Annotated in this window: 17 protein-coding genes; 15 read left to right on the top strand and 2 right to left on the bottom strand. The window is 62.5% G+C overall.

Features of this window, described 5'->3' with window-relative positions; genetic code table 11:
* Both P3T22_RS20110 and map read right to left on the bottom strand, forming a co-directional pair.
* A complete protein-coding gene (locus tag P3T22_RS20110) occupies positions 1-2,580 on the bottom strand; it encodes a [protein-PII] uridylyltransferase (protein WP_063496536.1) in 2,580 nt (859 codons plus the stop codon).
* A 31-nt stretch (positions 2,581-2,611) separates the two neighbouring features.
* A complete protein-coding gene (gene map / locus P3T22_RS20105) occupies positions 2,612-3,421 on the bottom strand; it encodes a type I methionyl aminopeptidase (RefSeq protein ID WP_063496535.1) in 810 nt (269 codons plus the stop codon).
* A 470-nt stretch (positions 3,422-3,891) separates the two neighbouring features.
* Here map and rpsB point away from each other — a divergent pair, with 470 nt between their 5' ends.
* The 15 genes from rpsB to rnhB all read left to right on the top strand — a co-directional run bounded on the left by rpsB (position 3,892) and on the right by rnhB (position 19,396).
* Entirely contained in the window at positions 3,892-4,644 is a 753-nt protein-coding gene (gene rpsB / locus P3T22_RS20100) for a 30S ribosomal protein S2 (RefSeq protein WP_028199373.1), read from the top strand.
* A gap of 192 nt (positions 4,645-4,836) precedes the next feature.
* Positions 4,837-5,718: a translation elongation factor Ts gene (gene tsf, locus P3T22_RS20095; RefSeq protein WP_063496534.1), complete on the top strand. Its 882-nt coding sequence runs from the start codon at positions 4,837-4,839 to the stop codon at positions 5,716-5,718.
* A 220-nt stretch (positions 5,719-5,938) separates the two neighbouring features.
* On the top strand, positions 5,939-6,652 hold the full coding sequence (gene pyrH / locus P3T22_RS20090; protein WP_063496533.1) for a UMP kinase: 714 nt from the start codon (positions 5,939-5,941) through the stop codon (positions 6,650-6,652).
* Positions 6,653-6,752: 100 nt separating this feature from the next.
* Complete coding sequence (gene frr / locus P3T22_RS20085) at positions 6,753-7,313, top strand: ribosome recycling factor (protein ID WP_054035184.1); 561 nt, start codon at positions 6,753-6,755, stop codon at positions 7,311-7,313.
* Positions 7,314-7,377: 64 nt separating this feature from the next.
* Positions 7,378-8,160 (top strand): polyprenyl diphosphate synthase, encoded by a 783-nt coding sequence (gene uppS / locus P3T22_RS20080; RefSeq protein WP_115780231.1) that lies wholly within the window; start codon positions 7,378-7,380, stop codon positions 8,158-8,160.
* Positions 8,154-8,975 carry a phosphatidate cytidylyltransferase gene (locus tag P3T22_RS20075; RefSeq protein ID WP_063496531.1) on the top strand — a complete coding sequence of 274 codons (822 nt, stop codon included), beginning with the start codon at positions 8,154-8,156 and terminating at the stop codon, positions 8,973-8,975. The genes uppS and P3T22_RS20075 overlap by 7 nt, the downstream gene beginning before the upstream one ends.
* Positions 8,976-8,985: 10 nt before the next feature.
* Positions 8,986-10,191: a 1-deoxy-D-xylulose-5-phosphate reductoisomerase gene (locus P3T22_RS20070; protein WP_429325914.1), complete on the top strand. Its 1,206-nt coding sequence runs from the start codon at positions 8,986-8,988 to the stop codon at positions 10,189-10,191.
* Between the two features lie 7 nt (positions 10,192-10,198).
* The gene (gene rseP / locus P3T22_RS20065) at positions 10,199-11,584 is read left to right on the top strand and encodes an RIP metalloprotease RseP (RefSeq protein WP_063496529.1); all 1,386 of its coding nucleotides are present in this window, start codon (positions 10,199-10,201) and stop codon (positions 11,582-11,584) included.
* Between the two features lie 67 nt (positions 11,585-11,651).
* Complete coding sequence (gene bamA / locus P3T22_RS20060) at positions 11,652-13,955, top strand: outer membrane protein assembly factor BamA (protein ID WP_063496528.1); 2,304 nt, start codon at positions 11,652-11,654, stop codon at positions 13,953-13,955.
* 104 nt (positions 13,956-14,059) lie between these two features.
* On the top strand, positions 14,060-14,596 hold the full coding sequence (locus tag P3T22_RS20055; protein ID WP_181448373.1) for an OmpH family outer membrane protein: 537 nt from the start codon (positions 14,060-14,062) through the stop codon (positions 14,594-14,596).
* A gap of 169 nt (positions 14,597-14,765) precedes the next feature.
* Positions 14,766-15,869 carry a UDP-3-O-(3-hydroxymyristoyl)glucosamine N-acyltransferase gene (lpxD, locus tag P3T22_RS20050; RefSeq protein WP_429325913.1) on the top strand — a complete coding sequence of 368 codons (1,104 nt, stop codon included), beginning with the start codon at positions 14,766-14,768 and terminating at the stop codon, positions 15,867-15,869.
* Positions 15,870-16,113: 244 nt separating this feature from the next.
* A complete protein-coding gene (fabZ, locus tag P3T22_RS20045) occupies positions 16,114-16,578 on the top strand; it encodes a 3-hydroxyacyl-ACP dehydratase FabZ (protein ID WP_006048683.1) in 465 nt (154 codons plus the stop codon).
* A 95-nt stretch (positions 16,579-16,673) separates the two neighbouring features.
* A complete protein-coding gene (gene lpxA, locus P3T22_RS20040; protein ID WP_063496525.1) occupies positions 16,674-17,462 on the top strand; it encodes an acyl-ACP--UDP-N-acetylglucosamine O-acyltransferase in 789 nt (262 codons plus the stop codon).
* A 3-nt stretch (positions 17,463-17,465) separates the two neighbouring features.
* A complete protein-coding gene (gene lpxB, locus P3T22_RS20035; protein WP_429325912.1) occupies positions 17,466-18,635 on the top strand; it encodes a lipid-A-disaccharide synthase in 1,170 nt (389 codons plus the stop codon).
* On the top strand, positions 18,632-19,396 hold the full coding sequence (gene rnhB / locus P3T22_RS20030; protein ID WP_429325911.1) for a ribonuclease HII: 765 nt from the start codon (positions 18,632-18,634) through the stop codon (positions 19,394-19,396). The genes lpxB and rnhB overlap by 4 nt, the downstream gene beginning before the upstream one ends.
* The last annotated feature ends 12 nt before the right edge of the window (positions 19,397-19,408 follow it).

The following is a 19,408-nucleotide window of genomic DNA, read 5'->3' as shown; positions in this document are numbered from 1 at the left end:
TCACACTGCAATCGCGCGCAGCAGTTCGGTCTCGACCTGAATTTGCAGGCGGCTGTCCGACAGACCGCGTCCATCCAGCAGGAACACGTCTTCGACGCGTTCGCCGAGCGTATTGATCCGCGCCGACGCGACGCCGACCCGGTGCTCGGCCAGCACGCGCGCGATCGAATAAAGAAGGCCTGGCCGGTCGTTCGCAGACACGGACAGGATGTAATATTGGCCGCGCTCGTCGGCCCGAAGATCGACGCGCGGCGTAACAGGGAAGGTCCGCGACAGCCGTGACAAACGGCCTTTCGACGGTCCCGGAAGCAGGGTGCCGTCACCGGTCAGGCGTGCGGTCAGTTCCTGTTCGACCAGATTGGCAATATCGCGATAATGCACGTCTTCTTCGGTATGCGCGACGAGGAAATTATCGAGCGCGTAGCCATGACGGGTCGTGCTGACCCGCGCATCGAGCACTGACAAGCCATTGCGGTCGAAATACGCACAAATGCCGGCGAACAGATCGGGCTGGTCTTTCACATACACCAGCACCTGAAGCGCTTCGCCGATCGGCGAAGGACGCGCCCGCACGATCGGCGTTGCGGTTTCGACGTGCCGGGACAGCACGCGGGTCTGCCATGCGATATCCGCCGCGTCGTGGCGCAGGAAGTAGCCGATGTCCAGCTTGTCCCATAGCGCCTTCTGCGCGCCTTCCGGCACGGTTTCGAGGCGCAGCAGGGCCAACGCCTCTTCCTGACGCGACTTCAGTTCGGAGTGCGCGTCCGGCCGTGCGCCGCCGAGCACCGCCAGGGTCGCGCGGTAGAGGTCCTCGAGCAGCTTGCCTTTCCAGGTGTTCCAGACTTTCGGGCTGGTGCCGCGAATGTCTGCCACGGTCAGCAGGTAAAGCGCGGTGAGCCGGCGCTCGTTGCCGACCAGTTCGGCAAACCGCTTGATGACTTCGGGGTCGCTCGTGTCCTGTTTCTGCGCGACCTGGCTCATGGTCAGATGCTGCTGGACCAGCCAGACGACCAGTTCGCCGTCCTCGCCCTCGATATCATGGTTACGGCAGAAGCGCCGCGCGTCGGCCATGCCGAGCGTGGAATGGTCGCCGCCGCGGCCCTTGGCGATGTCGTGAAACAGCGCCGCCACGTACAACACCCACGGCCGGTCGAAATTGGCGATCAACTGGCTGCAGAACGGATACTCGTGCGCATGCTCGGCGACCGCGAAGCGGCGCAGATTGCGCAACACCATGAGAATGTGCTGATCGACCGTGTAGACGTGATACAGGTCGTGCTGCATTTGTCCGACAATGCGCCGGAAGTTCAGCAGATAGCGCCCGAGCACGCTGGTCTGGTTCATCAGGCGCAGCGCGTGGGTGATGCCGGCCGGCTGCTTCAGGATGTCCATGAACAGGCGCCGGTTTTCCGGATCGCGCCGCCAATGCTGATCCATCACGTCGCGGGCGTTGTAGATCGCGCGCAGCGTACGGGCCGACAAACCCTTCACGCCCGGTGTCTGTTCGTAAAGCAGAAAAGCTTCAAGGATTGCGTTTGGCTCGCGCTGGAATACGTCGTCGCTGGCGATCTCCAGCATGCCCTGCTTCTCGACGAAACGCTCCGAGAGCACGCGCGTGATGCCGCTCGTGTTGGGAAAAAGCTGCGCCTCGATGTTCTGGATCAGGATGGTGGCGAGCTGCGTCACGGCCTTGGCGGACCAGTAATAGCGGCGCATCAGCTGTTCGCTGGCGCGCTTGGTGGCCGTCGGCTGGTAGCCGAAGCTTTCGGCAACCGGCGTTTGCAGGTCGAACACCAGAATGTCCTGGCGGCGGCCGGCGATCACATGCAGCCGGGCACGCAGCGTTTTCAGGAAGCCTTCGTTGCGGCCCAGTTCGCGCGCTTCACGCTCGGTGATCAGGCCGCGTGCTTCGAGCTCGCGCCAGCTGCTGCCGAAACCGGCCGCCTGCGTAATCCACAGAATCAGCTGCAGATCGCGCAGGCCACCCGGGCTTTCCTTGATGTTCGGTTCGAGCGAATACGGCGTGTCCTGAAACTTGGCGTGCCGCTGACGCATTTCCAGCACTTTGGCCTGGAAGAACGCGCGCGGGTCGAGCGCTTCGCGGTAGCGCTTCGCAAAGTCGTCAACGAGCGGGTCGCTGCCTGTAATGCGCCGCGCTTCGAGCAGCGAGGTGCGCACGGTGACGTCGTTAGCGGCTTCTTCGAGGCATTGCGACACGCTGCGCACGCTGCTGCCGAGTTCGAGCCCCAAATCCCACGCGAGGCTGATAAAGCGTTCGATGCGCGCTTCGAGATGCTTGATCGGCGCGTCGGGCAGCAGAACCAGAATGTCGATGTCGGAATGCGGCGAGAGTTCGCCCCGCCCATAACCGCCGACGGCCAGCAGGGCTAGTTCGGGCGGCAGCTCACACGTGTTCCAGGCGGCGCGCAGCGACTCGTCCGTGGCGCGCGCGAGCGCGCCCATCAGCGAGTCGACGTTGGAGGCGGTCTTGAAACGTTCCAGCAACTGGGCTTTGGCCACTTTATAGTCTGCCTTGAGCGACGTGGCGTGGGATTGGGCGAGGGCTGGAACACTACTCATTGGCAGGCGGGCGGGTGAGGTCGGAAGTCGTTCAGGCCGTGGCTGCGACAACCGGCGGACGCGCGGGCGTGCCGGCCGAGACAGTCAGCACGTCGTAGCCCGTTTCGGTGACGAGCACGGTATGTTCCCACTGCGCCGACAGGCTGCGGTCCTTGGTCTTGACGGTCCAATGGTCCGGCATGGTGCGGATGTCGCGCCGGCCGGCGTTGATCATCGGCTCGATCGTGAAGATCATGCCAGCCTGCAGTTCGAGCCCGGTGCCGGGACGGCCGTAGTGCAAAATCTGCGGGTCTTCGTGGAATACCGTGCCGATGCCATGGCCGCAATATTCGCGCACCACGCTGTAGCCTTGCCCTTCGGCATGCTTCTGGATGGCGTAGCCGATATCGCCGAGATGGGCGCCCGGGCGCACCTGGTCGATGCCGAGCCACATGCATTCGAAGGTGGTCTGCACGAGGCGTTTGGCCATGATCGAGCCTTCGCCGACGATGAACATCCGGCTGGTGTCGCCGAAGTAGCCTTCCTTGATCACCGTGACGTCGATATTCAGTGCGTCGCCGTTCTTCAGCGTCTTGTCGCCCGGAATACCATGGCAGATCACGTCGTTTACCGAAATGCAGGTGGCTTTCGGGTAGGGCGGATAGCCGGGCGGCTGATAATTCAGCGGCGCCGGAACCGTACCTTGTTCCTTGAGCATGTATTCGTGACACAGCCGGTCGAGTTCGCCGGTCGTGATGCCGGCCGTGACGAACGGCGTAATGTAGTCGAGCACTTCGCTAGCGAGTTTGCAGGCGACGCGCATCTGCGCGATATCGTGTTCGTTTTTGAGCGTAATAGCCATGAGTCGGGCCTGAAATGCGATTTATTGCGGGATTATCGCACCATATTCCGCCTGCCGCAGGGTTTTGCGAGAGGGCCGGCGCCTTTTGCTCCCGTGTCTGCGGCGGAAGGCGGGCGGCTTGGTGCGGGCGGTGGCAAGCGGGCGGGTGCAACCGCTCGCGGCGAACGGGAGCTACCGCGCGGGTTGAGTCGGCCGATAGTCGCGTGCTATAATGTTTGGCTAAGTCGATCTCTGTCTTATTTTTGTTGATCTGTTGCTGTTCTAATGCGGCACAAGCATGCAGCACAAAACTGGCGGGAAGACTTCTCGTAGCGATAGTTGCCTGCGCTACGGGTAAATAGCAGCAAGCGCAGTACCAAGGCAGCAGACTCGCAAGCCGGCGCACCCAGGGTGTCCGTCGCGTTCAGCCAAAAAAGGCAGCGCGGCCGATACGGCAGCCGGCTTAAGACCCAACCCTCGCGGAGATTTACATGGCAGTTACCATGCGTCAAATGCTGGAAGCCGGTGTCCACTTCGGTCACCAAACGCGCTTCTGGAACCCGAAGATGGCCCCCTTCATTTTCGGCCATCGCAACAAGATTCACATTATCAATCTCGAAAAGACGCTGCCGATGTACAACGACGCGCTGAAGTACGCGCGTCAACTGGCAGCGAATCGCGGCACGATCCTGTTCGTCGGCACGAAGCGTCAATCGCGCGACACGATCGCTGAAGAAGCGCAGCGCGCTGGCATGCCGTTCGTCAACGCACGCTGGCTCGGCGGCATGCTGACCAACTTCAAGACGCTGAAGGTTTCGATCAAGCGCCTGAAGGACATGGAAGCAGCGCTGGAAGCAGGCGAAACCGAACGCATGAGCAAGAAGGAAGCGCTCCTGTTCGAACGCGAAATGGCCAAGCTGCAAAAGTCGATCGGCGGCGTGAAGGACATGGGCGGCATTCCGGACGCGATCTTCGTGGTCGACGTCGGCTACCACAAGATTGCCGTGACCGAAGCCAACAAGCTCGGCATTCCGGTCATCGCCGTGGTCGATACGAACCACTCGCCGGAAGGCATCGACTACGTGATCCCGGGTAACGACGACGCTTCGAAGGCTGTCGCTCTGTACACGGCTGGCGTGGCTGACGCGATCCTCGAAGGCCGCGCTAACGCGGTCAACGAAGTGGTGCAAGCTGCCCGTGGCGGTGACGGCGACGAGTTCGTCGAGGTCAACGGGGAAGCGTAAAGCTACCCCGTGTCCGGCAAAAAAGGGGGCTTTCTACAGGCCCCCTTTTTTTAAGCCGCGACAAAGTAGTGGTGTGCTGTGAGCAGTGCCTAAACGTAGACCGTAAAAAATACGTGCGACGTTGAAACGAATTCTTGCCGCCGGTATCGAAGTCCGGGCGGCGTGTGACAGACGGAACTCAAGGAGCAAATGATGGCGGCAATTACCGCAAGCATGGTTGCAGAACTGCGCGCAAAGACCGACGCGCCGATGATGGAGTGCAAGAAGGCGCTGACGGAAGCCGATGGCGACATGGCGCGCGCTGAAGAGCTGCTGCGCGTGAAGCTGGGCAACAAGGCCAGCAAGGCAGCGTCGCGCGTGACGGCTGAAGGCGTGGTTGCATCGTTCATCGGCGGCAACGCTGGTTCGCTGGTCGAACTGAACTGCGAAACCGACTTCGTTTCGAAGAACGACGACTTCCTGGCTTTCTCGAAGACGATCGCTGAACTGGTCGCTACGCAAAACCCGGCTGACGTCGCCGCGCTGTCGGCACTGCCGCTGGACGGCTCGACGGTCGACGCAGTGCGTCTGGCACTGGTCGGCAAGATCGGTGAAAACCTGTCGATCCGCCGTTTCGTGCGTTTCGACACGGCGAACAAGCTGGCAGCGTACCTGCACGGCACCCGTATCGGCGTGCTGGTCGAGTACACCGGCGCGGACGAGCAGATCGGCAAGGACGTGGCAATGCACATCGCCGCCATGAAGCCGGTCTCGCTGTCGTCGGACGACGTGCCGGCGGATCTGATCGCCAAGGAACGCAGCATTGCTGAGCAGAAGGCTGCTGAATCGGGCAAGCCGGCTGAAATCGTCGCCAAGATGGTCGACGGCAGCGTGCAGAAGTACCTGAAGGAAGTGTCGCTGCTGAACCAGACGTTCGTTAAGAACGACAAGCAGACAATCGAACAGATGCTGAAGGCCGGCAACTCGAGCGTGCAGAAGTTCGCGCTGTTCGTGGTCGGCGAAGGCATCGAGAAGAAGCAAGACGACTTCGCAGCTGAAGTGGCGGCTCAAGTCGCTGCTGCAAAGCAACAATAAGCATCGCTTAAGCTTCAGTTAGTACCGTTGGACCCGCGGCGGAGCAAGACTTTGCCGCGGTCGGCGGCGCCGCAAGGCTGCGCGCGGGTTGACCCTCGCTGTGCAGCCGCTGCTGGCGAACCCCAGGGTTCGTCAATTTGGCGGCGCTTGCCCGAATCAGTATTTCACCCCTACATTAGTCCCTTGTTGTTGCCCTGTTCTGCGCGATCTGGATACCCCTATGCCCACTGCCTATAAACGCGTCCTGCTCAAACTCTCCGGTGAAGCCCTGATGGGCGACGATGCCTTCGGCATCAACCGCGCAACCATCGAGCGAATGGTAGCGGACGTGGCCGAAGTGGTCCGTCTCGGAACGCAGCTGGCCGTGGTGATTGGCGGCGGCAATATTTTCCGCGGCGTCGCGGGTGGCGCGGCCGGTATGGATCGCGCCACGGCTGACTACATGGGCATGCTGGCCACCATGATGAATGCGCTGGCGCTGCAGGACGCAATGCGCCACGCCGGTATCGAGGCGCGCGTGCAATCCGCGCTGCGCATGGACCAGGTAGTCGAGCCGTACATCCGGCCCCGCGCGATTCGCCAGCTCGAGGAAGGCAAAGTCGTGATTTTCGCGGCCGGTACCGGCAATCCGTTCTTCACGACGGATACGGCCGCCGCGCTGCGTGGCGCGGAAGTCGGCGCGGAAGTCGTGCTGAAAGCCACCAAGGTGGACGGCGTCTATTCGGCCGACCCCAAGATAGACCCGAGTGCGACCCGTTACGCCACGATCAGCTTCGACGAAGCCATCGGCCGCAATCTGCAGGTGATGGACGCCACGGCGTTCGCGCTGTGCCGCGACCAGAAGCTGCCGATCCGGGTGTTTTCGATCGTCAAGCCGGGTGCGCTCAAGCGCATCGTACTAGGCGAGGACGAGGGCACCCTCGTCCACGTGTAAACTCTCGTTCACATAACGTGGGCTTTAACGCGAATCCAGGCCGCCGCATCGTGTGCGCGCTGGCCGGTTCGTACCGTTTTGAAGGTTCGGAGGTTTAAAAATGTCTGTGGCTGATATCAGGAAGGGCGCTGAACAAAAGATGCAGCGCTCGATCGACGCGTTCAAGAACGACCTGTCGAAGATCCGTACGGGCCGTGCGCACACGGGTTTGCTCGATCACATCCAGTGCGATTACTACGGTTCGCCGGTACCGATTTCGCAGGTTGCGAACCTGACGCTGATCGACGCACGCACGATCGGCGTGCAGCCGTGGGAAAAGAAGATGGTCCAGGTCGTCGAAAAGGCGATCCGCGAGTCGGACCTCGGTCTGAACCCGGCCACGCAAGGCGACGTGATCCGCGTGCCGATGCCCGCGCTGACCGAAGAGCGCCGCCGCGAACTGACCAAAGTAGTCAAGAGCGAAGCGGAAACGGCCAAGGTCGCTGTTCGTAACCTGCGCCGTGATGCGAACGAGCAACTTAAAAAGCTCGTGAAAGACAAGGAAATTTCGGAAGATGACGAGCGCCGTGCGGGTGACGACGTTCAGAAACTGACGGACAAGTTCGTCACGGAAATCGACAAACTGGTAGTGACGAAAGAAGCCGAGATCATGACGGTCTGAGGCCGCACGCTCAGCACCTTCAGGGTTTCCACTTCTTTTTTTTGCAGTCACTGTCCCGACGGCCATGACCTATACCAGCTCAACCGTGCGCGTACCTGATGTCGCCGCGGTGCCGCGACATATCGCGATCATCATGGACGGCAACGGCCGTTGGGCGACCCAGCGCCGTCTGCCGCGCGTGGCCGGTCATACGCGCGGCGTCGACGCGGTGCGTGCGGCCGTCGAGGCCTGCGCCCGGCAGGGCGTCGAATACCTGACGCTGTTTGCTTTCAGCTCGGAAAATTGGCGCCGCCCGAACGACGAAGTGTCGTTCCTGATGCGCCTGTTCGTCACCGCGCTGGAGCGCGAGATCGGCAAACTGCACGCAAACGGCATCCGTTTGCGCGTGGTTGGCGATCTGTCGAAGTTCGATACGCGCATCCGCGACCTGATCAAGCGCGCGGAAACCAAAACCGCGCGCAATACCCGCCTCACACTCACCATTGCCGCCAATTACGGCGGCCGCTGGGACATCATGCAGGCCACCCGCAAGCTCGCCGAGCAATCGGCGCTGGCGGGCAAGGCGGTCGAGGTGAACGAGGACTCGTTCGCCGAACACCTGTCGATGGCCTATGCGCCGGAGCCGGACCTCTTTATCCGCACCGGCGGCGAGCGCCGCGTCAGCAACTTCCTGCTGTGGCAACTCGCCTACACCGAGTTCTACTTCACCGACACGTTCTGGCCGGATTTCGACGCCGACGCGCTCGGCCATGCTATCGCTTCCTACGCGGAGCGTGAGCGCCGTTTCGGCCGCACCAGTGCTCAACTCGAGCCGCAATCGCAGAACGTCGATTCGCTTCCATGCTAAAAACCCGTGTCATCACGGCGATCATCCTGCTGGCGATCTTCTTGCCGGTCACGTTGTTCGCGCCGGTGGGCGCGTTCGGCGCGTTGATCGCCTTCGTCGTCGTGTTCGCCGCGTGGGAATGGGCGCGCCTGTTGAAGCTCGGCGGCGCGGGCCCGCTCATTTACGCGCTGGTGGCCGCCGTGGCGCTGGTGGCGAGCACACGTCTCGGTACCGGCGTCGAGGAGCCCCGGCCGCTCTTTCAGGCGGCCGCTATTTTCTGGGTGATCGCGGGGCCGTACGTGCTTCTGCGCAAGCCGACCTTCGCGCGGGGGGCTTGGCGAGCCTTTCTATTTCTTGCCGGCATTGTGGTATTCGTCGCGTGCTGGCATGCTCTCGTCGCCGCGCGCATGAAGGGGGTGCCGTTCGTGTTGTCGCTGCTGCTGTTGGTATGGCTGGCCGATATCGGCGCATACTTCTCTGGAAAGGCTTTCGGGAAACACAAGCTGGCGCCTGCCATCAGCCCGGGTAAGACTTGGGAGGGCGCGATCGGCGGCTGGCTGGTTGTGATGATCGTCGCCGCTGCGGCGGTCTTTTTGCATGCGTTCGAGCCGACCCTGTATTCTGCGCTGCTGGCGCAATGGGGCGCCGTACGTACACTGCTCGCACTGACCCTGCTGGTGGCATTCAGCGTGGTGGGCGACCTGTTCGAATCAATGATGAAACGCCAGGCCGGAGTGAAAGATTCAAGCGGCCTGTTGCCCGGGCACGGTGGCGTGCTCGACCGCATCGACGCATTGTTGCCGGTGCTGCCGCTTGCCATGCTGCTGCTCGGCTAGAGAAAGAGATATGCAAAAACGTCTGACATTGCTCGGTTCCACGGGCTCGATTGGAGACAGCACGCTCGACGTCGTCGCGCGTCATCCCGAGCGCTTTTCGGTTTACGCGCTAACGGCGCATCGCAACGGCGACAAGCTCGTCGAGCAATGCCTGCGCTTCAAGCCTGAAGTCGCGGTAGTCGGCGATGCCGATACTGCCGCGCGCGTCGCGGCGAAGCTGCGCGAGGGGGGCTGCAAGACCGAAGTCACGTACGGGCCGCAAGCGCTCGTCGACGTCTCGAACAGCGACGGCTGCGATACGGTGGTGGCGGCGATCGTCGGCGCGGCAGGCCTCGCGCCGAGTCTCGCTGCCGCGCGCGCCGGCAAGCGCATCTTGCTCGCCAACAAGGAAGCGCTGGTGATGTCCGGCGCGATCTTCATGGACGCGGTGCGTGACAACGGCGCCGTGCTGCTGCCGGTCGACAGCGAACACAACGCCATTTTCCAGTGCCTGCCGCGCGAAGCCGAGCAGCACGGCGGCGTCTCGAAGATCATCCTGACCGCGTCGGGCGGTCCGTTCCGCACGCGCGAACCGGCTACGCTGGTCGACGTCACGCCTGACGAGGCCTGCAAGCATCCGAACTGGGTCATGGGCCGCAAGATTTCGGTCGACTCTGCCACGATGATGAACAAAGGCCTCGAAGTGATCGAGGCGCACTGGCTCTTCAATCTGCCGGGCGAGCGCATCGAGGTACTGATTCACCCGCAAAGCGTGATTCATTCGATGGTGTCGTACGCCGACGGCTCGGTGCTCGCGCAACTGGGGAACCCCGACATGCGCACGCCGATCGCGCATGCGCTGGCGTTTCCGGACCGCGTCGATTCGGGCGTGGCGCAACTCGATTTGCTGCAGGTCGCGTCGCTCTCGTTCGAAAAGCCGGATTACACGCGCTTCCCGTGTCTCGCGCTTGCCGTGAAGGCGCTGGCCGAGGGTGGCTTGGCGAGCGCGGCCCTGAATGCCGCGAACGAAGTCGCTGTTGAAGCGTTTCTGTCGCGCCAGATCGGTTTCATGGCGATCGCTCAGGTTGTGGACGCCGTACTCAACGCGTTGCCGAACCGCAGCGCGCACGCGCTTGATGACGTGATTGAGGCCGACGCCGCCGCGCGCCGCGCCGCTGTCGACTTCATTGCGCGCCTGCCGGACGGCGCCCGTCGCACGGAACGCGCCGTCCAGTGAGGCGCCTATGAATCTGCTGATCGAACTGCTTGCCTTCGCGGTCGCGATTGGTGTGCTCGTAGTCGTCCACGAGTACGGGCATTACAGCGTGGCGCGTTTGTGCGGCGTCAAGGTGTTGCGCTTTTCGATCGGGTTCGGCAAGCCGCTGTTCCAGTGGGTGAGTCCGAAGACGGGCACCGAATGGACGATTGCCGCACTGCCGCTGGGCGGCTACGTGAAGATGCTCGACGAGCGCGAGACCGGCGGTGCGCCGATTCCGGTCGAGGCCTTGCCGCATGCGTTCAACCGGCAGTCGGTGTGGCGTCGTTTCGCGATTGTCGTGGCCGGTCCGGTCGCGAACTTCCTGCTCGCCATTGTCCTGTTCGCCCTCGTGTTCGCCACTGGCGTGACGGAGCCGGCGGCGGTGGTGGCTGTGCCTGCTCCGAATACGCCGGCGGCGTTGGCCGGGTTCGACGGCGGCGAAACCATCGTTGCGGTGCGAGCCGAGAACGCCGGCGAATCCGGGCACGTGCGCTCCTGGTCCGACCTGCGCTGGAAACTGCTGGGTGCGGCTTTCGATCACAAGCGCGTCGTGCTGAGCGCGAAAGATGCCCACGGCACCTCGGATTTCCAGCTGGATCTGCGTGGCATCGCCGAGAAAGACGTCGACGACGACTTTATGTCGCGTCTCGGTTTCGAGCCGGGTGGTGGCAAGCTGACGGTCGCGGGTGTGCAGCCGGGTAGCGCAGCGCAACAGGCAGGCCTTGCAGTGGGTGACCGTCTGCGCGCGGTCGACGGCGTTCCGACCGACAATGCCACGGCCTTCATCGCGTATGTAAAATCGCACGCCGGTGTGCCCGTGACGCTGCAGGTAGAGCGTGGCGGGCAAGCGGCGGGCAAGCTGGAAGAGGTTCGCATCGTCCCGCAGTCGCAGCGTGATGACGCGACGGGGCAGCAGATCGGCCGTATCGGTGCGGAGCTGGCCACCCAGGTGCCGTCGATCGACGTGCGTTATGGACCGGTCGAAAGTCTGCAGCTCGGCGCGCGCCGTACGTGGGATCTGGCTGTTTATTCGGTGCGCATGTTCGGGCGGATGATCGTCGGCGAGGCTTCGCTGAAGAATCTTTCTGGCCCCGTGACGATCGCCGATTACGCAGGAAAGAGCGCACGTCTAGGTCCTTCTGCATTCCTGTCGTTCCTGGCCCTTGTCAGTATTAGCCTCGGTGTACTGAACCTGTTACCAATTCCGGTTTTGGACGGGGGGCATCTGTTATATTATTTGGTTGAAGCTGTAACCGGTAAAGTTGTCTCCGATCGCTGGCAACTCGTTTTTCAGAGGGCGGGTCTCGCCTGCATCGTCGCATTGTCGGCGATCGCGCTGTTCAACGATCTGGCTCGTTTAATCCATTTTTAAAGTGTCTGGCGGCGTTCACGATGGCGACCGTCTGACCTGATGCAGCTATACACACTGGGGAAGCACGTTGTTTAAACCTCATCGCTTTGTTCCAAAGACGGTTATAGCCGCGGCATTCGCCGCGCATGGGCTGGTTGCTCACGCAACGACGCCCTTCGTGGTGCAAGACATCCGGATCGAGGGATTGCAACGCGTCGAACCCGGTACCGTGTTCGCGTACCTGCCCATCAAGCAAGGCGACACGTTTAGCGACGACAAGGCTTCTGAAGCCATCCGCGCGCTGTACGCCACGGGCTTCTTCAACGACGTCAAGATCGCAACCGAAGGCAATGTCGTCATCGTGCAGGTGCTGGAGCGTCCGGCGATCGGCACGATCGACTTCGCCGGTATTCACGAGTTCGACAAGGAGAACCTGACCAAGGCGCTGCGCGCGGTCGGTTTGTCGCAGGGCCGTTACTACGACAAGGCACTCGTCGACAAGGCCGAGCAGGAACTGAAGCGCCAGTATCTGACGCGTGGCTACTATGCCGCCGAAGTCACCACCACGATCACGCCGATCGACCGCAACCGCGTGTCGGTGCTGTTCTCGGTGGCGGAAGGTCCGAGCGCGAAGATCCGCCAGATCAACTTCATCGGCAACAAAGCGTTCAGCACGGGTACGCTGCGCGACGAAATGCAGCTGTCCACGCCGAACTGGTTCTCGTGGTACACGAAGAACGACCTGTACGCGAAAGACAAGCTCACCGGCGACCTCGAAAACGTCCGCTCGTATTACCTGAATCGCGGCTACCTCGAGTTCAACATCGAGTCGACCCAGGTATCGATCACGCCGGACAAGAAGGACATGTATCTGACGGTCACGCTGCATGAAGGCGAGCCGTACACGATCAATAGCATCAAGCTGGCGGGAAATCTGCTCGACCGCGAGCCGGAGCTGGCCAAGCTCATCAAGATCAAACCGGGTGACCGCTTCTCGGCTGAAAAGCTGCAAGCCACCACCAAGGCGATCGTCGACAAGCTGGGCGAATATGGCTACGCGTTCGCTACTGTCAATGCGCAGCCGCAGATCGATCAGGAACACCACAAGGTCGACCTGACGCTGCAAGTGGACCCAAGCCGCCGTGTGTACGTGCGCCGCATCAACGTGGTCGGCAACACGCGTACTCGCGACGAAGTGGTGCGCCGCGAAATGCGCCAGCTCGAAAGCTCATGGTTCGATTCGAACCGCCTCGCGCTGTCGAAAGACCGGATTAATCGTCTTGGCTACTTTACCGATGTCGACGTGACTACGGTGCCGGTCGAAGGCACGCCGGACCAGGTCGATGTGGACGTCAAGGTGGCCGAAAAGCCGACCGGCGCAATCACGCTGGGTGCGGGCTTCTCGTCGACCGACAAGGTGGTGCTCTCCGCGGGCGTGTCGCAGGACAACGTGTTCGGTTCGGGTACGAGTCTCTCGGTGAACGTGAATACCGCCAAGACGTACCGTACCTTGACGGTCACGCAGGTCGACCCGTACTTCACGGTCGACGGCATCAAGCGGATTACCGACGTCTATTACCGTACGTACCAGCCGCTGTACTACTCGACGGATTCGAGCTTCAAGATCGTCACGATCGGTGGCGACCTGAAGTTCGGTATTCCGTTCTCCGAAGTCGACACGGTGTACTTCGGCGCCGGCCTCGAGCAGAACCAGCTGGATATCGACGCGAACACGCCGCAAAGTTATATCGATTACGTGCACGAATTCGGCCGTGTGTCGAACAACGTGCCGGTCACGGTGGGTTGGTCGCGCGACGCGCGTGACAGCGCACTGGTGCCGAGCCGCGGCTACTTCACGCAGGCGAACGCCGAATACGGCACGCCGATCGGCAGCACGCAGTACTACAAGGCCGACATCAACGCGCAGTACTATTATTCGTTCTCGCGCGGTTTCGTGCTGGGCTTCAACTTCCAGGGCGGTTACGGTAACGGCATGGGCGGCAAGCCATACCCGATTTTCAAGAACTATTACGCGGGCGGTATCGGTTCGGTGCGGGGCTACGAGCCGAGCTCGCTGGGTCCGCGCGATGCGAAGACGAACGACCCGATCGGCGGCTCGAAGCTGCTGGTGGGTAACGTCGAATTGACGTTCCCGCTGCCGGGCACGGGATACGACCGTACGTTGCGTGTCTTCACGTTCCTCGACGGCGGTAACGTCTGGGGTACGGAGGGTAACAGCACCGGCGCGAATGGCCTGCGTTACGGTTACGGTGTCGGTCTTGCGTGGATCTCGCCGATCGGCCCGCTCAAGCTCAGCTTGGGCTTCCCGCTCACGAAGCACACGGGCGACCAGTATCAGAAGTTCCAGTTCCAGATCGGGACGGCATTCTGATCCGGCGGCCGGCGATCCGGCGGCCGGCGAGCGGGCGGCGGGCGGCCCCGGCCAGCACGAGCGGCTCCCGGCGGCGGCCCCGGCCAAACTACAGTATCGAGAGGATGACTTTGCTAACCGGTATGTTTTCGAAACGTGTGGCGTGTGCGTTTGCGCTGGCAATGACGCTGGGTGTTGGCGTGGCGGGAGTCGCGCACGCTCAGGAAGCCAGGATCGCTGCGGTGAATTCGGACCGTATCCTGCGTGAATCGGCTGCCGCGAAGGCTGCGCAGGTCAAGCTCGAAGCGGAGTTCGCCAAGCGTGACAAAGATCTGGCCGACATGGCGCAGAAGCTGAAGGCGATGTCCGACTCGCTCGACAAGAACGGCGCGTCGATGTCGGCCGCCGATCGCGCGCAGAAGCAGCGCGATCTGTCGCAGCTGGATACGGACTTCCAGCGGAAACAACGCGAGTTTCGCGAAGACCTGAACCAGCGGCGCAACGAAGAGCTGGCGGCCGTGCTCGACCGGGCCAACAAGGTGATCAAGCAGATCGCCGAGCAGCAGCACTACGACCTGATCGTTCAGGAGGCGGTGTACGTGAGCCCGCGCATCGACATTACCGATCAGGTGCTCAAGGCCCTCGCGGCCTCAGGTAACTGAACGCGCATGCTGGGTCGCCCGCGGCGGGGCGGGATTGCCGGGGGCGGCGGAGCGCGGCATGGGATCGGAGTAAGCGCTACTAAAGCGCTAACTCTGGTCGACGGCGTTGCATGGGACCAGAGTAAGCGCTAAAGCGCTAACTCTGGTCGACACAGGAGACAGGATAGGCATGGCATTTACGCTCGAGGACATCGTCCAACAGTTCGGCGGTGAAGTAGTCGGAGAGGGGGCGCAGCGCGTCGGCAGTCTGGCGCCGCTCGACCAGGCAGGCCCGGACCAGCTGGCGTTCCTCGCCAATCCGAAATACCTGTCGCAGGTCGAGACGACCCGTGCGGGCGCAGTGTTGATCAACGCCGACGACCTCGCAAAGCTCAGTTCCCTTGAAGCTCGTAACTTCATCGTCACGCCGAATCCGTACGCTTACTTCGCGCGCGTCGCGCAGACCTTCATCGACATGGCCGCGCCGAAGCCGGTGCCCGGCGTACATCCGAGCGCGACCATCGACCCGTCCGCGCAAATTGCCGCGAGCGCGGTGATCGGTCCGAACGTCACGGTAGAAGCCGGCGCGGTGATCGGCGAAAACGTGCGCCTCGATGCCAACGTGGTGATCGGCCGCGGCACGCGGATCGGCGCGGGATCGCATCTGTATCCGAACGTCGCGGTGTACCACGGCTGCAAGCTCGGCGAGCGCGTGATCGTGCACGCGGGTGCGGTGATCGGTTCGGACGGGTTTGGTTTTGCGCCGGATTTCGTCGGCGAAGGCGATGCGCGTACCGGCAGCTGGGTGAAGATTCCACAGGTCGGCGGTGTGTCGATCGCGGCAGACGTCGAAATCGGCGCGAATACCACCATCGACCGTGGCGCCATGGCCGACACGGTCATCGAAGAGTGCGTGAAAATCGACAATCTCGTGCAGATCGGCCACAACTGCAAGGTCGGCGCTTACACGGTGATCGCCGGCTGCGCGGGCATCGCGGGCAGCACCACGATCGGCCGTCATTGCATGATCGGCGGAGCGGTAGGGATTGCCGGTCACGTTACGCTGGCTGACTATGTGATCGTCACGGCGAAGTCCGGCGTGTCGAAGTCGTTGCTGAAGCCGGGCATCTACACGAGCGCGTTCCCGGCGGTAAATCATGGGGACTGGAACAAGAGCGCCGCTTTGCTGCGTAACATCGACAAACTCCGTGACCGTATCAGGGCGCTCGAAAATGCTGCGTCGGCAGGCAAGCCGGCCGACGCAGCAAGCAAGTCCGCAGGCGACAAAACCTGAGATATCAGGCAAACGCGCGGGCCAACGCGCGGGCAAACCCGCAGGCCAATTCGCAGAAAAACCCGCGGAGCAACCTGCCGGCACCGCGTAAAATGGCGGGCAAGCATCAGGAAGCAAAGTCGGTTGTCGTGACCGGGTGGCATGGCCGCCGGGTCTCGGCAAGCATTGGCAGCACGCGTTACCAACCCACCTGCACCAGCATCCGCAGTCATCATCGCGCCGTTAATGCGTGAGTAGAAACACCATGAGCACCGAAAAAATCAATCTCGACATTCATAAGATTCTCACGCTGCTGCCCCATCGTTACCCGATCCTGCTGGTCGACCGGGTGCTCGAACTCGAGCCGCATAAGAGCATCAAAGCGTTGAAGAACGTGTCGATCAACGAGCCGTATTTCCAGGGTCACTTTCCGACCCGTCCGGTCATGCCCGGTGTGCTGATCCTCGAAGCGCTCGCGCAAACGGCAGCCCTGCTGACGTTTTCGGAAGAGCCCAGCGATCCGTCGAACACGCTGTATCTGTTCGTAGGCATCGACAATGCACGTTTCAAGCGCGTAGTGGAACCGGGCGATCAGCTGATCCTGAACTGCACGTTCGAGCGTCATATGCGTGGCATCTGGAAGTTCAAGGCGCGCGCTGAAGTGGATGGTGTCGTGGCGGCGGAAGCCGACCTGATGTGCGCGGTGCGGCACACGGACAAAGACGCTTAAAGATCGGGGTCCGGGCAGTCAGCGGCTTACCCTGAGCCCTGCGAGCTCCGGCTACGTCCATCCAGACAACGCAACAGAATCAGAAGCGAGGACGCATGAGCAGGATTCATCCCACTGCGATCGTCGAACCGGGCGCGCAACTCGACGAATCCGTCGAAATCGGACCGTATGCCGTCATTGGCGCGCATGTGACGATTGGCGCACGGACCACGGTCGGTTCGCACAGCGTGATCGAAGGTCACACCACGATCGGCGAAGACAACCGGATCGGCCACTACGCATCGGTCGGCGGCCGTCCGCAGGACATGAAGTACAAGGACGAGCCGACCCGGCTCGTGATCGGCAATCGCAACACGATCCGTGAATTCACCACCATCCACACCGGCACGGTGCAGGACGCGGGCGTCACCACGCTGGGCGACGACAACTGGATCATGGCGTACGTCCACATCGGTCACGATTGCCACGTCGGCAGCAACGTCATTTTGTCGAGCAATGCGCAGATGGCCGGCCACGTGACGATCGGCGACCACGCGATTATCGGCGGCATGTCGGGCGTGCATCAGTTCGTACGCATTGGTGAGCACTCCATGCTCGGCGGTGCGTCGGCGTTGGTGCAGGACATTCCGCCGTTCGTGATCGCGGCAGGCAACAAGGCCGAGCCGCACGGCATCAACGTCGAAGGCTTGCGCCGCCGCGGCTTCTCGCCGGACGCGATCTCGGCGTTGCGCTCGGCGTACCGGCTGCTCTACAAGAACGGCTTGTCGCTGGAAGAAGCGAAGCTGCAGTTGCGCGAACTCGCGTCCGCGGGTGGCGATGGCGATGCGCCGGTGCAAACGCTGCTCGCGTTTGTCGAAGCGTCGCAACGCGGCATCATCCGCTAACCGATGGCCTTGAACCCGAGTCCGCTGCGCGTCGCGATGGTGGCCGGCGAACCGTCCGGCGACCTGCTGGCGGCGTCGCTGCTCGACGGTCTCGCGAGCCGTTTGCCCGCCGCTACCCAGTATTACGGAATCGGCGGCCCACGCATGATCGCCACGGGCTTCGACGCCCACTGGCCGATGGAAAAGCTGACGGTGCGCGGCTATGTCGAAGCACTGCGGCATATTCCCGAGATCCTCGGCATCCGCAACGAACTGAAGCGCCAACTGCTGGCTGAACCGCCATCGGTGTTCGTCGGCGTGGATGCCCCCGATTTCAACTTCGGCCTCGAGCATCCGTTGCGCGACGCGGGCATTCCGACCATTCACTTCGTCTGTCCGTCCATCTGGGCGTGGCGGGGCGGGCGCATCAAGAAGATCGCCAAGGCGGTCGACCATATGCTGTGCGTGTTCCCGTTCGAAACGGCGCTGCTGGAAAAGGCTGGCGTCGCGGCGTCCTACGTGGGCCATCCACTGGCTGACGAGATCCCGATCGAACCCGATACGCTTGGCGCGCGGCGAGCGCTCGGCCTCGCGGAAAGCGGTCCGATCATCGCGGTGCTGCCCGGCAGCCGGCGCTCGGAGATCGATCTGATCGGTCCGACGTTCTTCGCCGCGATGGAAATGATGCAGCACCAGGAGCCGGGTTTGCGTTTCGTGATGCCGGCGGCCACGCCCGCACTGCGCGACATGTTGCGGCCGCTGGTCGACTCGCATCCCGGTCTGGCACTGACCATCACCGACGGCCAGTCGCAAATCGCGATGACGGCGGCCGATGCGATCCTCGTCAAGAGCGGCACGGTGACGCTGGAAGCCGCGCTGCTGAAAAAGCCGATGGTGATCTCGTACAAGGTGCCCTGGCTGACCGGCCAGATCATGCGTCGTCAGGGCTATCTTCCATACGTCGGCTTGCCGAACATTCTGGCGGGGCGTTTCGTCGTGCCCGAAATTCTGCAGCACTTCGCCACGCCCCAGGCGCTCGCCGAGGCCACGCTGAAACAGTTGCGCGACGAGGGCAACCGGCGCACGCTGACGGAAATCTTCACGGAGATGCATCACGTGCTGAAGCAGAACACCGCGCAGCGTGCGGCGGAAGTCGTGGCGAGCGTCATCGAAAAGCGGAAGGCGCGGCCGTGACCACCGCACGCGCACCACGCCGCAAGGCTGCGGCCGCTGTAGGCGCAGCGGCGCGGCAGGCCGGTCTGGACTTCGAGATGCCGGATGACATCGTCTGCGGCGTCGACGAAGCCGGGCGCGGGCCGCTGGCCGGTCCGGTGGTCGCTGCAGCAGTGATTTTCGACCCGTCGAAGCCAATGATTCGCGGGCTCGACGATTCGAAAGCGCTCACCGCCAAAAAGCGCGACGAACTCTACGACAAGATTGTCGACCGGGCGTTGGCTTACTGTATCGCGTCGGCTAGCGTCGAAGAAATCGATACGCTGAACATCCTGCACGCCACCATGCTGGCGATGAAACGGGCGGTCGAAGGCCTCTCAGTCGTGCCGACACTCGTGAAAATCGACGGCAATCGCTGCCCGACGCTGAGCATTCGCAGCGAGGCGGTAATCGGCGGCGATGCCCTGGTCAAGAGCATTTCGGCGGCGTCGATTCTCGCCAAAGTCACGCGCGACCGGATGCTGCTCGAGTTGCATCAAACCTATCCGGTCTATGGTTTTAACGCGCATGCCGGCTACGGCACGCCACAGCATCTCGCGGCGCTGCGCGAACATGGACCCTGCGAGCATCATCGGCGCTCGTTCGCACCGGTGCGTGAAGCGTATCAGCGTTTTGGCACGGCTTCGAAGCAGCTGCCGACCGGCAACGTGATCATCGTGTCCGGCGCACTCACCGGAGCCATGCTCGACGACGACGCCTTCGGCGAGCGCAGCGGCGCCTGAGCGCCATGTGCG

This window comes from Paraburkholderia sp. GAS348 (genome assembly GCF_050434205.1).
Classification (GTDB): Bacteria; Pseudomonadota; Gammaproteobacteria; order Burkholderiales; family Burkholderiaceae; genus Paraburkholderia.
Note: the sequence above shows the minus strand (reverse complement) of the source record. Positions and strands in the feature narration are given on the sequence as shown.

Excerpts from the sequence above, each read along its gene's own strand:
- P3T22_RS20110 (WP_063496536.1), bottom strand. The coding sequence starts at position 2,580 with ATGAGTAGTGTTCCAGCCCTCGCCCAATCCCACGCCACGTCGCTCAAG.
- map (WP_063496535.1), bottom strand. The coding sequence starts at position 3,421 with ATGGCTATTACGCTCAAAAACGAACACGATATCGCGCAGATGCGCGTC.
- rpsB (WP_028199373.1), top strand. The coding sequence starts at position 3,892 with ATGGCAGTTACCATGCGTCAAATGCTGGAAGCCGGTGTCCACTTCGGT.
- tsf (WP_063496534.1), top strand. The coding sequence starts at position 4,837 with ATGGCGGCAATTACCGCAAGCATGGTTGCAGAACTGCGCGCAAAGACC.
- pyrH (WP_063496533.1), top strand. The coding sequence starts at position 5,939 with ATGCCCACTGCCTATAAACGCGTCCTGCTCAAACTCTCCGGTGAAGCC.
- frr (WP_054035184.1), top strand. The coding sequence starts at position 6,753 with ATGTCTGTGGCTGATATCAGGAAGGGCGCTGAACAAAAGATGCAGCGC.
- uppS (WP_115780231.1), top strand. The coding sequence starts at position 7,378 with ATGACCTATACCAGCTCAACCGTGCGCGTACCTGATGTCGCCGCGGTG.
- P3T22_RS20075 (WP_063496531.1), top strand. The coding sequence starts at position 8,154 with ATGCTAAAAACCCGTGTCATCACGGCGATCATCCTGCTGGCGATCTTC.
- P3T22_RS20070 (WP_429325914.1), top strand. The coding sequence starts at position 8,986 with ATGCAAAAACGTCTGACATTGCTCGGTTCCACGGGCTCGATTGGAGAC.
- rseP (WP_063496529.1), top strand. The coding sequence starts at position 10,199 with ATGAATCTGCTGATCGAACTGCTTGCCTTCGCGGTCGCGATTGGTGTG.
- P3T22_RS20055 (WP_181448373.1), top strand. The coding sequence starts at position 14,060 with ATGACTTTGCTAACCGGTATGTTTTCGAAACGTGTGGCGTGTGCGTTT.
- lpxD (WP_429325913.1), top strand. The coding sequence starts at position 14,766 with ATGGCATTTACGCTCGAGGACATCGTCCAACAGTTCGGCGGTGAAGTA.
- fabZ (WP_006048683.1), top strand. The coding sequence starts at position 16,114 with ATGAGCACCGAAAAAATCAATCTCGACATTCATAAGATTCTCACGCTG.
- lpxA (WP_063496525.1), top strand. The coding sequence starts at position 16,674 with ATGAGCAGGATTCATCCCACTGCGATCGTCGAACCGGGCGCGCAACTC.
- lpxB (WP_429325912.1), top strand. The coding sequence starts at position 17,466 with ATGGCCTTGAACCCGAGTCCGCTGCGCGTCGCGATGGTGGCCGGCGAA.